General features: G+C 43.6%; 18 protein-coding genes. 13 read left to right on the top strand and 5 right to left on the bottom strand.

Translation table 11 applies throughout. The features are described from left to right. Positions 1-52: 52 nt before the first annotated feature. Positions 53-2,362 (bottom strand): DnaB-like helicase N-terminal domain-containing protein, encoded by a 2,310-nt coding sequence (locus AACW45_RS31230; RefSeq protein ID WP_190629871.1) that lies wholly within the window; start codon positions 2,360-2,362, stop codon positions 53-55. A 176-nt stretch (positions 2,363-2,538) separates the two neighbouring features. After that, complete coding sequence (locus AACW45_RS31225; RefSeq protein WP_190629869.1) at positions 2,539-2,925, bottom strand: hypothetical protein; 387 nt, start codon at positions 2,923-2,925, stop codon at positions 2,539-2,541. A gap of 66 nt (positions 2,926-2,991) precedes the next feature. Between AACW45_RS31225 and AACW45_RS31220 the strand changes: the two genes are divergently transcribed. The 11 genes from AACW45_RS31220 to AACW45_RS31170 all read left to right on the top strand — a co-directional run bounded on the left by AACW45_RS31220 (position 2,992) and on the right by AACW45_RS31170 (position 8,706). After that, complete coding sequence (locus tag AACW45_RS31220; protein ID WP_190629867.1) at positions 2,992-3,138, top strand: hypothetical protein; 147 nt, start codon at positions 2,992-2,994, stop codon at positions 3,136-3,138. 174 nt (positions 3,139-3,312) lie between these two features. Further along, positions 3,313-3,654: a hypothetical protein gene (locus AACW45_RS31215; protein WP_190629866.1), complete on the top strand. Its 342-nt coding sequence runs from the start codon at positions 3,313-3,315 to the stop codon at positions 3,652-3,654. Positions 3,655-3,823: 169 nt separating this feature from the next. Beyond that, positions 3,824-4,192 carry a hypothetical protein gene (locus AACW45_RS31210; RefSeq protein WP_190629863.1) on the top strand — a complete coding sequence of 123 codons (369 nt, stop codon included), beginning with the start codon at positions 3,824-3,826 and terminating at the stop codon, positions 4,190-4,192. Positions 4,193-4,211: 19 nt separating this feature from the next. Next, complete coding sequence (locus tag AACW45_RS31205) at positions 4,212-4,427, top strand: hypothetical protein (RefSeq protein WP_190629862.1); 216 nt, start codon at positions 4,212-4,214, stop codon at positions 4,425-4,427. Further along, positions 4,424-4,576, top strand: coding sequence for a hypothetical protein (locus AACW45_RS31200; RefSeq protein WP_190629860.1), 153 nt, complete (start codon positions 4,424-4,426; stop codon positions 4,574-4,576). Before AACW45_RS31205 ends, AACW45_RS31200 begins: the two co-directional genes overlap by 4 nt. A 111-nt stretch (positions 4,577-4,687) precedes the next feature. Beyond that, on the top strand, positions 4,688-5,902 hold the full coding sequence (locus tag AACW45_RS31195) for an ATP-binding protein (RefSeq protein ID WP_190629858.1): 1,215 nt from the start codon (positions 4,688-4,690) through the stop codon (positions 5,900-5,902). A 59-nt stretch (positions 5,903-5,961) separates the two neighbouring features. Beyond that, a complete protein-coding gene (locus AACW45_RS31190; protein WP_190629856.1) occupies positions 5,962-6,327 on the top strand; it encodes a hypothetical protein in 366 nt (121 codons plus the stop codon). Positions 6,328-6,329: 2 nt separating this feature from the next. After that, positions 6,330-6,572: a hypothetical protein gene (locus AACW45_RS31185; protein WP_190629853.1), complete on the top strand. Its 243-nt coding sequence runs from the start codon at positions 6,330-6,332 to the stop codon at positions 6,570-6,572. Then, entirely contained in the window at positions 6,572-6,817 is a 246-nt protein-coding gene (locus AACW45_RS31180) for a hypothetical protein (RefSeq protein ID WP_190629851.1), read from the top strand. The genes AACW45_RS31185 and AACW45_RS31180 overlap by 1 nt, the downstream gene beginning before the upstream one ends. Before the next feature lie 48 nt (positions 6,818-6,865). Continuing rightward, positions 6,866-8,044: an IS110 family transposase gene (locus AACW45_RS31175; protein WP_190629841.1), complete on the top strand. Its 1,179-nt coding sequence runs from the start codon at positions 6,866-6,868 to the stop codon at positions 8,042-8,044. Next, positions 8,041-8,706, top strand: a complete 666-nt coding sequence (locus tag AACW45_RS31170; RefSeq protein WP_190629839.1) for a hypothetical protein — start codon at positions 8,041-8,043, stop codon at positions 8,704-8,706. Before AACW45_RS31175 ends, AACW45_RS31170 begins: the two co-directional genes overlap by 4 nt. Before the next feature lie 325 nt (positions 8,707-9,031). Here the strand turns inward: AACW45_RS31170 and AACW45_RS31165 are convergent, their stop codons facing one another. Next, on the bottom strand, positions 9,032-9,325 hold the full coding sequence (locus AACW45_RS31165) for a DJ-1/PfpI family protein (protein WP_190629837.1): 294 nt from the start codon (positions 9,323-9,325) through the stop codon (positions 9,032-9,034). Positions 9,326-9,573: 248 nt separating this feature from the next. Between AACW45_RS31165 and AACW45_RS31160 the strand changes: the two genes are divergently transcribed. Both AACW45_RS31160 and AACW45_RS31155 read left to right on the top strand, forming a co-directional pair. Further along, the gene (locus AACW45_RS31160) at positions 9,574-9,786 is read left to right on the top strand and encodes a hypothetical protein (protein ID WP_190629835.1); all 213 of its coding nucleotides are present in this window, start codon (positions 9,574-9,576) and stop codon (positions 9,784-9,786) included. 504 nt (positions 9,787-10,290) lie between these two features. Beyond that, positions 10,291-11,121 (top strand): dienelactone hydrolase family protein, encoded by an 831-nt coding sequence (locus AACW45_RS31155; protein WP_190630014.1) that lies wholly within the window; start codon positions 10,291-10,293, stop codon positions 11,119-11,121. Positions 11,122-11,160: 39 nt separating this feature from the next. Here the strand turns inward: AACW45_RS31155 and AACW45_RS31150 are convergent, their stop codons facing one another. Next, the gene (locus tag AACW45_RS31150; protein WP_190629832.1) at positions 11,161-11,337 is read right to left on the bottom strand and encodes a hypothetical protein; all 177 of its coding nucleotides are present in this window, start codon (positions 11,335-11,337) and stop codon (positions 11,161-11,163) included. Positions 11,338-11,527: 190 nt separating this feature from the next. Next, positions 11,528-12,634 (bottom strand): hypothetical protein, encoded by a 1,107-nt coding sequence (locus tag AACW45_RS31145; protein WP_190630012.1) that lies wholly within the window; start codon positions 12,632-12,634, stop codon positions 11,528-11,530. Positions 12,635-12,735 lie beyond the last annotated feature (101 nt).

Here is a 12,735-nt window from a genome sequence, read left to right as displayed (position 1 = left end):
GCTTATCACGCAATTTGCGACAAGCAAAGTGCTGGGTTATAATGCCGGACTTTTACATCTTGGCTAGCTGATGTGGGAAGAAAGCCTTCTTGATCAACTTCCCTTCGCAATTTAAAAAGATGCCAGCAGAACCAATCGAGGAGATAACAGCGAGTTTATCTTGATGTTTTCCACAGAGAATGACTACTTGATCCGTGACAGAGAAATTGTGTCTAGGGGATTCTTCACAGCATCTTAAGTCCGCAAAGTTTAGAGTTACCCAACGTTTCCCTGCTTTCGCGCCTACAGTGCCTAAAGCATCAACAATATTAAAAATCTCTACTTTGCATCCCAAAGACTTACTCCAGTAAGCAGCTTTTTCTTCAATCATGGGTAGTTCGTCGGTTGTAGGTGGCGACTGCACGATCACCTCACGATCACCCCCGCGATCACCCCTAGAGTTGTTATCTGGTGAGGGTTCTGGGCGAAGGTGATCGGCTGAAGGTGGAAAATTCAGATTATTTTTTTCTGGCTCAACTTTTTCAAAAAGCGTTTTTTCTGTACTTAGACGATCACCTTCGGCTGTATCGCTTGCTGCGTCTAGGTCGATGGGGTGATCGTCGGGGGTGATCGTGGGGTGATCGAGGGTGATCGAGTTTTCTATGATACAGGGTGCAGAATTAGCTTCTGTTTCAGTCCTGGCAAGGATTTCAAGTCGATTACTGGGGTGATCGTCGGGGTGATCGTTGCCATTCTCCCAAGCTAGATAATAGTTGGTTGCGTGACCGAGGCGACGCTCGGCGCTGATAAGCCCATCTGCGGACAAAGCGGACAAGCTGCTGCGAGTGTGTCCGTCTGAGTAACCTAGCCGGTGAGCTAATTCCTTAGATGTGTACTTGACATTGCGGTTAGCTTTGAAGAAATCTAAAAGCGCGTCTTTGGCTGACTGCTCTGAGGCGACAAACTGATCAACGTCTTCTCCCAGGAATGTGAAACTGAGGTCTTCAGGGTTGAACATCAGGCGGTATTTTTTACCGGAGGAACGCGATCGTGATTTGTCGATTGTCAGTAGCCGGTCATAAGGTGTGGCTGACTGGCTGTTGTCTTTGGCTAATGTCCAGACTTCGCTAACCGCGTTTCTGATGGCAGTTGTCCCGCGTACTCCACCTTCCCGATTGGTGTGGTGAATAATTAAAAATGTGGTGTTGTACTGGATTGCTAGCCCGGTCATCTCCAAAATGGGGCGAGCGTATTCCATTTGTGATTCTTGGTAAACCGAGTATTTGTTAGCAGTTGATAGCGAGTCGATAACAACAAAGTCTGGTTGAAATTCTTTCAAGTCCTGGATTAGCACTGGCATATTCTCAGCGCTCCAGCCAAAGCGAACGCGAACATGCTTATCAATATCATCTTCTGAGTAGCCTAGTGACTCCAGGGCTTGCACCATGTCGCCGGGGCTTTCATCTCCTTGATAGTAAAGAATCTTGCGCTTTTCACCTGTGGCGGTGAATTTACCAAACTGAGTACCTTGGATGATTACTTTGCCAATTCCATAGGTAAGTTTGGTTTTACCTATACCGCCATCAGCCGCTAACAAAATAGTTGTTGCTTTGGGAACTAAGCCATTAAGTAACCATTCCCTAACCGTGGAACCTGCTAATTCTTTCAACTCCTTGTAAGTGAGTAATTTCGTACACTGTGCGGTGAGACTTTTAAGGTATAAAAGTTCTAGGAAATTGATTGATAAATGATGTTCGTTAGCCAGGTCTTTAAGTTTTAATAGTTTTAAAGACGGTTGTGTACAAGTTGTATAAATTGTGGTTAGTTCATCAAGTAATCTATCGTGTTTCCATTGTTGGTAATCATCTTTACTAGGGGCAATTGGCATCTCAATAACTGAGCGTATCTTTTCCCCTGCTATTGAGCGAATTTCAGGCAATTCTAACTCGGTAGAATAGCCTAGTTTGATGATTTCATTACCTGTGCGAATTAAGTCGCGGAGAACAGCTTTTTCAATTATTAAAGCGGCTAAACTATCTATGTTAACTGCGCTAACTGTTCTATCTACTACAGTAGCAAGCTTATTTCTACCGCCTATCCGGGTAAGAATGTCATGGTCTTGCAACCAGTTAGTAACAGTCAATAAATCAGTTGGTCTATCATTCTTACAAAGCCTTAAACAAGCTTGATAGATGTCTTTATGGGCACTGATATAAAAGTGTTCTGGTCTTAATCTATCCTTTATGAGGTAAATAGCGTTTGGGTCTAATAATATACCACCTAATAATACTTCTTCTGCTTCTATGTTGCATGGCGGTAAACGGTCGTTAGTTGGCTGAAAATTTAATTGTTCAGAGGGGAATTGATAGATACCTTGAGTCATTTTTCCACCTCAAGGTTAATGTTTTTAGCTATGTTTTGTGTCATAATATCTCCTATGATTTGGTCGTCAAAGTCCTTGAAATCGAGGACTTTTTAATATTTCTGAACACTAGGAATCAGGCTATTAACTACTTGTTAATGCCCAATAGAAAGCCGTCACACCTTGCGCGTGACGGCTTATTCTTTAACAGAAGAGTCTGAAATTAGGTTGTAAATATCTTGCTCTAATTCGGCTATCTCTTGTGCAAGTTCTAATTTATGACTTTTGGTTTCCTGTAATTGCGCCTCAAGCTGTTTCTGATGGTTGTCAACATAGCCAGAGTATTTAGCCTCAATTAGTTTGAGACGCTGGAGGATTTTCCCAGAAGTCGGATTTCGTTTGAGGGCATGTGCCCTAGGGGGATTTTGCCTTGCACTACCATCCTGAGTACATCCGCTTTGCTGTAGCCCATTGCTTGAGCCACAACCTCGAAATTCTCCCAGTCCTCTCGGCTCATGCGAACTGAGACTATCATCGCGTCTTCCGCTAGTTTCTTCGGCCTTGCCATCTAACTTTAAAACCACAACGTCATCCCCAACATATTGTATTACGGAATAATTTTGTTGTACAAAACCATTGACTAGTTGTGTATGACAAAACCTTGCAACGTTCTTGCACGTTGCACCGTTACCCGACCTGATGCAGCCCAACACCCAACACCAAACCCGCCAGAGATAGCAGCCTGGACAATGCAAAGACCTGCTAGCGAGTGGGAGCAAGGCAACCGTAAACCTTAGATGGAGGAAAAGTTAGACGTATAAAGTCCATTTACAACGCTAATACCATTTAAAATGCACCTTTTTTGCGCCAGAGGTACGCTGGCGCTTCACTCCAAACCCGCCAGAGATAGCAGCCTGTAGTGGAAAGACCTGCTAGCGAGTGAATGACCAATAACTAATAACCAATGACCAATGACCAACGAAATCATTAAACTCACCAAACAAAACATTGCTGACATCCAGCAACAACTAATAGACCAGATACCAAGCGCCGGCGCTGATATTTTGGAATTTGCCCAAAAACTTGAACACTCTCAGGTTTTGGGATTTCAAACCCTCATCTACCTAGCGGCACGTGAGCAAACTAGCATTGCTTATCAGCACAAGGAAATGGGATTTAGCGATATCCCTTTGAACCTTATTCTCTCTACTGATGCGCTTTCTGAAGAAGAACAGCTTTATTTAGCGGCGCAATTAGCAGATGAGATTTTCGAGGATTCTGTCATGTTCAATGCTCCTGGAAATGACCAATAAAAAGCGACTGCACAGAATACCAAAGTGCGATCGCGTTCAATCAAGTCGATTTTAACAGAGGTAATCAACCGAAACTTAAGCACATAAAGCCTTTCAAGATTTTCAGGCTCAACAAAAATGAGCCTTAAGACCCCTTAAGACCCAAGCAAAGCAACAGCATAAGCAGACTATGGATATAACAGACACGCCAAGAAATGGCACCAAAGACAGTTCTAACAACAGCAATACTAGGGGTAAAACCGACAAACCAAAGCGTCATTTACCATCTTTACCCAGTGCATTGTCTGCCAGTGATATGTCTACAGTCGCTTTTAGTGGACTTGTAGATAGAACCCCCGTTGAGTGGTCATCGCTAGAAAACTATGAAGCCTTCAGCTTGGCTGCTGACGGCTCCTTTCCAATGCTAAAAGTTTCGCGCTCTAAGGCTGTGCGATTGTCGGATCGCAAAGTCTTAATGGTTGGTTCCGGGCGCTGCTTTCGCATCTCGCAAATTACCAATACCCTTGTTCAATCCAGAACCGACAAGGACAATCAATAACTTTGAATAAAAATGTACCATGACTAACGCCAGACAGTTAACACCCAAAGAACAAAAAGTTATCAGCGAATTTGAATCAGCCCGTCCCGGACTGGGGAAAATTGCCGAAAGCAACATTCGCAACAATGACCAAACCGGCTGGGCTGACATCATCGCCGATACCCCAGAGGAAGAACTAGTAGCTGGTGAGGGTTTCGCCTCTAACTCCTTCATGTACCGGAGGATTGGCGGATGAATGAAGATAAAAACCTGTGGCTAGAAGCTGCAAAAGCTATCAGTGAAGAACTTAAAAAGCAGCCGCCAGAAGTACAGCAAGCAGCAAAAGAACTCAGCCGCAAAACATACCCTGAAACTTGGAAGGCACGACGGGAGCGGGGCGAATGAACCAAATTCTAATACTGCTCTTGCTCTCGCTCTCGCTAATTTTCGCCACTATTGCTCTGTTTAAACCAGCCAATGAACCGTTTTACTTAAAAATTGAGGTGGAATATGGGCATGGTCGGCAATGACTGGATTGAGGTGAAAGTCCCCAGCGCTCCCAAAACTGCCACAACTGCAACCTGGGTAGAAATGAAGCTACCCAATGCCAAGACGCTAATGCGTTACTGTGCTTGGGGAATTGGTCGAGTTATTTTCTCAACTGCAATTTTTTCCGTAGTTGTTAGCCGAAACGCCCTGAAGCTAGGGGTAGTTTTATGTGATTGGTTTGAGTCTGGAGTGAAACACCTGCTCAAAGTCTACGATGCTTTACCTTATGCAGGTGTACCCATGACCCAAATTATTGAAGCAAGCGCCACTGTCATCGAGGAACCGTTGGAAATCATCACCGATATCATCGCAGCTATCGAAGGTAAGCAGGTGATGATCATTGGTGAAATGGGCACGGGAAAGTCAACTCTAGCGCAATATCTAGCCTATACCGTAGGCGGAAGTGTCAAAGTATACGAGTGCGAAGGTACGCCGGAAGATTGGCAGGGGCTTGAGGTCATCGGCAAAGGTGAAGACTGGCCAGCGATTGAACAAGGCATGGCTTTCGATTTGGAAGATTTAAGCAATCAACTCAAGCTCAGAACCGAGAAAGGAGACGGTGCTTTGTTGGGTACTGAGCGAGTAATCATCGCCGAAGAATACCCAGAACTCGCCGCAAAAGTTCCCAGCGCCGGCGAATGGTTAGAACGTCACGCCAGGAGGGGAAGAAAGGCGAAACGCTTCACTGTACTACTTTCTCAGTACGACCGGGTTGCAGCCTGGGGACTTGAGGGTAAAAGCGATTTAGCCGACGCTTTCTTTAGAATCAGGCTTGGTAAAAAAGCTCAAGCCCATGCAAAAAGCTTGAAAAATAACCAGCTTGTTGAGTGGTTAAAACTCGACAAGTCTCACGCTTTACTTGATGACCAACCGCTTAGACTGCCCCCATACCGGGACATGAAAGCAGCTACACAGCGTTATGGTTCAACCATGCTGCAACCATCGACGCAAAACGCGATCGCGACTGAAAAACCGCCAAAACAATCGCCAAAACCCGCTTCTGATGAGGGTTTCGGGGATTCTAGCCCAACGGAATCGCGGCTAATTTGGCGGATGATTCAGCGTTTTGGGGCTGACAAATCGGACAGCGCGATCGTCACTGAACTGTTGGGTTACACCGGGAAGCGCTATGACGACGGGGTACAGCTTTTGCAACGGCTGAGGAGGGAATTCGGGAATTAATCAAAATGCGATCGCGTTGAGAAGGAAGGAAACGCGATCGCATTTCTTAAATCAGATATTTGATTTCTGCACAAAGTAAAAATTATCACATTTTGGCTATGAAATTTAACACCATAACTTATGAGCGCTCAGTCAAGCTGTACAACGAAGGAGGGAAAAGTGCAAAAGTTGAGTTAATAGTAGAACCTGAAGATGATCCGCGTGAAGTGATGGAGCTTGCAGCCGCTTTTGTAGATAGTCAGCTAGGGCTAAGAGCTGATGATTTACAAAAGAAAATCGAGCGACTCAACAACGAAAAATATCAAGCGGAGTCTGATTTAAGAACCGTAACCCATAACTTAGCCATAGCTAAAGATAATTGGGAAAAAGCAAAAGCTTTTCTTTCCAAGCATGGCGTTTCAATTGACAGTGAAATCCCGTTTTAACCATGACTAATTTAGAAAACATTCCCCAACCCGATCCATCGTGGGACTACTACCAAATTTGGAATTCACTGCTGGCTATTAAAAGTCAAATGGATAGGGGTTTAAACCTGATAGCCAAAGTTGAAAAAGCAGACAGCCAAATTGATGAAAAACTCAGAGAAATTTTAGAGCCTGCTTTAAACGAACTAGAACAAATTATGGAAGAGGATCTTTCTGATTATTACTCGGAGGAATCCGACGCCTGATGAGCCAGCCTAACTCACTGGCGAAACGCGATCGCGCGTTGCGATCGCGTCGCGGTCTGAGTCCAAATCAAATCGCCAGATATCAGCAGCAACTTAGGGCTTTCACTGAGAATCAAGCTTTTAGGCTTTCTAACTTTCATAAGCTCGGTTACTGCCAAATATCCTGTATCCTCCCTATGTCGCCGCAGGTTGCAGCCTGCGGCATTGCCTTGAGAGTGAAGAAAGCTGTTAGGGCTTACGGGTGATTCGCAGGCATTGACATTAGGGATAATCGACCACCTAGAGGAAACGCAATGATTAAAGTGTTAGGGCTTGATATTAGCAAGTCCTCGGTTTCGGCATGTCTATTAACAGAAATACCGGATGATGTACGCCAGTTCTATTACGAATATCAGTTTTTAAAAATTCCCGCTACTGTTGCCGGAATTAAGCAGTTGCTAGAACTGGGTGCAGATGTCGCCGTCATGGAACCAACGGGAAATAATTATTCTAAATTATGGGGTACTCACCTAGCCCGTGCAGGCGTAGAAGTGCGTTTAGTTGGGCATAAAGAATTACGATCATACCGCGCTGCGCATCTGGCATTACCTGATAAAGATGACGATGCGGATGCGTTAGCACTGGCTTGCTACTACCTGGAATATTTCAACAATCCCAAACGATTTGTACAAATCAGGGATGAAACAATTGTCAGGATTCGGGAACTTGTATTACGCTTGTCACACCTTAACCGGGTGCAGTCGCCAATCATCAACCGCTTGCGCCAGGATTTAGCGTGGCAGTTTCCAGAAGTTGCACTAGTAAATTCAGTTCGCGGTGCATCTGGTGATGTGCCCTTGCTGTGGGGTTGGCTTGCAGGTTTACGCGAGTCAAAAAAATATGATTTGCTTTACAAGATGACTGCGGGGCTGGGGATAACTGCAACAGTTCGCCACCACGCCGCAAGGATTTGTGATCTACAAACTGAAGAATTCAACATTGAGGAAGAGTTGCGGGTATTGCTTGAAGATGCACGGTTTAACCGTTATCGTGCTGCATTTGCGCGTTTTGGTTTCGGCTTGCGACTTGAGGCGATTATTTTAAGCCAAATTTACCCGATGGAAGCCTTCCTAGATATTGATGGTCAGCCGGAAGTCAGAATCCGACCGGGAAGGAATTCCAAAAAGCCTACCAAACGGCATTTATCATTACGGCGATTTCAAAAAGCTTTAGGGTTGGCTCCCAGTTCGGAGTCATCCGGGGACATGAAAAAATCTAAAATTATTGGCGGTAGCGACCTATGCCGTAAAGCTTTCTGGCAGTGGGTATTTACCAGAATTGAGGTGAAGCGATCGCGCTTGAATAATTCGATTGGTGAAAAATTGGGGGAACTGCTCGACAAAGAAAAAGCAGCCGGTCGCCCGGTCAAGCTGGTGAGGATGAAAGTTGCAGCTAATGCTGCAAGATTATTGTTTCGGGAGTTGGTGAAATGATACCCGATGCTGAAATTGAGAAATTTACCACTATGCTTGATAACTACATCAACGGCAGTTTACCCATGAGAAAATTATCAGCGCTCAAGGGAACTATCACCCGCAAGCTTAACGAATGGGGTAAAAAGTATGGGGTTGAAACCACCAGAGAAACAGCATTAAATATTGTGCGATTCTTCCGGCTGGTACATTTAGATAACAGCCGGCTTGAACTATGGATTAATCGCCTCACAGTTGGCAGTCTCTACGATGAAAGCGATCGCGTTTTTGGCTGGCATGACCCTAATTCACAAGTACAAGCTGAAGTGCTACCACTAACCAGCAGTTCTAGGGGTATCTCTGTTAATTTCTACGGCTTCCACTGGGAGCAACAAACATGGGAATCTAGGGGATTTTATGAAGCCCAGCCTATGCCGTGGACAAGGTACGAGGAATCTTTAGAAGTAACCTTTAATAAGTTCTGCAAGCCTAAAAAATGGGCTTGGTATTGGGCCTGTTGGGGATATGCATTAGCTGAACCATTGCCTTACACCGTGCATGAAGATTGCCTAGAAGTTGACCGCAACATTAAAGATCATGGTTGGTGGTGTGCTTATAAGTGGTGGGCTGGTTGTCAGCGATGGTACAAAGATAAACACCCGGAATGGTTTGAAAATGATTAGAAAAATAAAACAGCTAGCCGATGAACTGCTAGCCATGCCAGAAACTTTTATTCATTACTATGACGACTTGTACGGCTACCCGTGGGGAAGATATAAGCTTTTTGGGATGCTGCTTTTAGGCTTTGCCTTCTGGTTTACGATCATCAACCTTCTACTAGAGTGAAAGTTAAAAGTCAAAAGTTAAAAGTCAAAAGTCAAAAGACTTATTTTCTAGGCTTTTGTGGCATTTGGAATGGTATTTTGATTGACCAATGACAAACTGGGATGATACAGCATATTTCAGGTAAATGAGGTACACACATAGGGGTATGGCACTGCCATGCCCCTACTGTTGTATTCTTTTTTTTAATTGGTATAAAACTTCTAGTTTGGCATCAATACCCGGCCCGCCAGGGATAAATAACACATCCACATGTGGGGATTGCGCAAAGGTTGTGTCAGGTAAAAATCTCAAACCGCGATCGCTTGGGATTGGTTCTAGAGTTTCTGCTAGTAGGTATAACTTTGTATTTGGTAATTTCGCAAAAACTTCATAAGGCCCGGTAAAATCTAACTGCGTTATATTAGGAAATATGACAATTCCTATGGATATAGCAGGGTTATGCTCTGCGTTACTCATGATTTTTTAAATTTTTAAATCAATCACATATCTTTTTTATATCTTAATTTTTTGTTAACAAATATTTTAATAAAAAACACATTAGCAATTTAAAAGCGCTTTTAGCCAAGATATGTTTAAATAGATTATACACTTTAATAATTTTTTATGGTAAAAATACGTACACCTTTTACTGAAGCAGCAGATATTATTTAATTTATGAAATTAGTAGTCAACAATCTATTGGCTAAATAAAAGAGAAACATTTTATGAGTAAAAAACAACAAGAAACAGTATTATGGGTAGATTTGATGCGTGAAAGGCTCAAATATTCAGCGAATGGCTTATATGTTTTAGAAATTGAATATTATTTAAACAAAATTGCTGAAAATTTGCATGATGACAGGCTAGTTGATGATTGTATCTACAACCTGCAAATGTTACGCATTCAAAGACAACAGGAAATTTCTCACTTAAATTAAGCTTAAGCCCGCTTAATTTTGTTCATTTAATAGCTTTTATTGTTTGTCGCCTTCACTGTGGTGGGGGTATACCCCTAAGTATCTACGCTGAAAGTGCAGTTTGTGGAAAAGCGATCGCGCTACAAGATTTTGCTTCGATCGGGTATTTTTCTCTGAAGGAAGAATCTATAGATAAACTTTTATCACCGCAACAAAGCGCTTCTCAATATTATTACCACAATAATTAAAATTTTGTAGCTTAGAAACCCCTGAGAATGAATTTTCACAGCCAAAGCTCAAGTCTACTAAAGTAGGCTCAAAATTTTGACGTATATCTGAGCTATATCTGAATATGTAAATTTATGTAAAACTAATAGTTAGTGTAACTAAGCAAGGTTGTATTTGTTTCAACAGCACAAAACTGTGAAACATCACCTTGACTAGCTGCTCATCCCTAACACTTAGCCCTAGTTTCTACCCCTGACATCATAAAATCAAACCTGGATAGCTGAAGGCATAAAGATGATCAAAGAAATAACACGTCGCAACTTTATCGCAACTGCTAGCCTTGCTACAGGCTTTGCGTTAGCAGTACAGCCTGTGACAGCGAAAGTCATCACCACCGATTCTCAAGGATTAGTCGCAGGTGCGGTGAAAATTCCTGTAGCAGATGGAGAAATTCCCGCTTATAGAGCGCAGCCAGCAACAGGGGAGAATTTCCCGATTGTGCTGGTGATTCAAGAAATCTTTGGCGTACACGAGCATATTCAAGATATTACCCGCCGCTTTGCTAAGTTGGGATATTTAGCGATCGCACCTGAATTATTTGTCCGTCAGGGTGATGTGTCAAAATTAAGCAATATTGACGAAATTCGCCCGATAGTAGCCAAAGTCCCCGATGTTCAGGTACTATCTGATTTAGATGCCACTGTAGCTTGGGCGGCAAAATCTGCTCAGGGAAACGCCCAGAGAGTGGGAATTACGGGTTTTTGCTGGGGTGGGCGAATTACTTGGTTATATGCAGCACATAATCCCCAAGTAAAAGCTGGTGTAGCTTGGTATGGCAGACTAGTAGGTAATGCAACAGAACTGCAACCTCAGCATCCTGTAGATATTGCTGCAAAGCTAACAGTTCCCGTACTCGGATTGTATGGCGGTAAGGATACAGGCATTACTTTAGATACAGTAGAGCAAATGCGCGATCGCTTAAAGTCTAGCAGTAGCAAATCGCAAATTATCGTCTACCCCGATGCACCCCATGCCTTTTATGCAGATTATCGCCCTTCCTACCGCGAAAAAGAAGCAAAAGACGGTTGGAACCGCTTGCAAGCTTGGTTTAAACAGTATGGGTTGTAAAAACTGCTGAGTACATTAAGGGCACAATATATTGTGCCCTTACCTATATAGTTCATTTTCCATCCCCGTGAGGGGAATAGATTTAAAGCAAGTTTTCATTTCCGTCAGGGAAAATGCGATCGCTTCCAATACTGCTCGGTTAAGGAAAATTGTAGGTTGGGTTGAGGCTCTGCGAAACCCAACAGAGCTACCCAAATGTTGGGTTTCGTTCCTCAAACGCCACTTGCTTCAAGCCGGGAAACCCGTCCAACGCAGTGGCTCCCCAACCTACGCGGGTTAAGGTTTTTGAGCTTAACCGAGCAGTATTGCGATCGCTTCAAAAATTCAAATAATTTTGGCGACACATCCATAGATTATTAATACATGGGGTGAATCCAAAATCCAAAATCTAAAATCCAAAATTGAATCACTGCTTGCGTTGTACATAGCTAACCCCATCCAGCCAAATCACACTCTTGGGATCTTGCGGATCTGTAATGAGAATGCGCCGCTCGCTAGATTTATCATCGTAAGTAATGTACAGTGTTAACCCCTGAACGCGATAAGTACCGCGCTGATTTGGTGCGACACTGTTGATAGCAACTGATTCGTTACTTGCACCTGCACCTTGACCGCGTATCACTCGTCCATCGGGGAAAAAGCGATATTGTTGCCATGCTACCACGGAATCACTACCGCCAATCGCTACGTTTCCTGTACCGGAAAGTGAGCGAAATAAGCCGTTAAGTTTGAAATTATCTGGTAATTTAGGATATGTCTTAGAAAAAGGTAAAGCTTTCCACTCGCCTTTGTTTGCTAGTTCTATTTTGCCACCTTGACGCCGCCAACGAGTCCATTCATCTGGGTTAGCACGTTTGTGGGCTGCAATTCCACCGCTAAAAGCTAGCCCTTCCACATTAGTTAAAGCCTCACCGTTACGAAATAGCACTACAGGATAAATATCAGTAGTTAAAAAGCCACCAATACCCATTTTTGTCCGGGAATTGAAGCCAAAGCTATCAATCTGCTTAACAATTTCGTTATCTCCTGAGGAAGTAACAGCTTCAGGTTTTTTCGCAGCTTGTTGCGGAGCTTTTTTCGGCGTTTTCGGTGGTTTACTTCCTGCTGAGATGATTTGCGGCGATACCTTAGCAAATTGAGCATCGGGTAATTGTGACAGGGATACAGCTATAGTACAAACATCTACATTGGCGCGTTGACTGGTAACTGGTTTAATAATTGCTTCTAAAGCTGTGTCTAGTTGTTGTTTTTGAGTAGGGTATTTATCGAATTCCGGTAAACGCGCGCGGATTTGGGCGACACCGTTGGCTTTTTCCCAAGCTTGAACTTTAGCCGCATCTCCAGCAGTAAAGCCGCTACCTTGCTGACATTGGCTAGCAAAGTAATCAAATGCTCTTACCACTAGCGCCGCCTTCATAAAGGCTTCACTGGTGATGTCAGGATTTTGCCCATAGACAACCTGCGCCCCAGCCAGTGACATTACCAAAGTCATGGCGATCGCATTTACTCGCATACAAACCCCCATATCATGACGTTAACGGTGGAATTAAACGACAGTAGATATGTATAGCACCCACTCATGCAGATTATCTCTTCGTGTCAGTTATCACAGAC

The organism is Calothrix sp. FACHB-168 (assembly GCF_963889195.1).
In the GTDB taxonomy this organism is placed as follows: domain Bacteria; phylum Cyanobacteriota; class Cyanobacteriia; order Cyanobacteriales; family Nostocaceae; genus Aulosira; species Aulosira anomala_A.
This window is presented reverse-complemented; position numbering and strand designations above follow the sequence as displayed.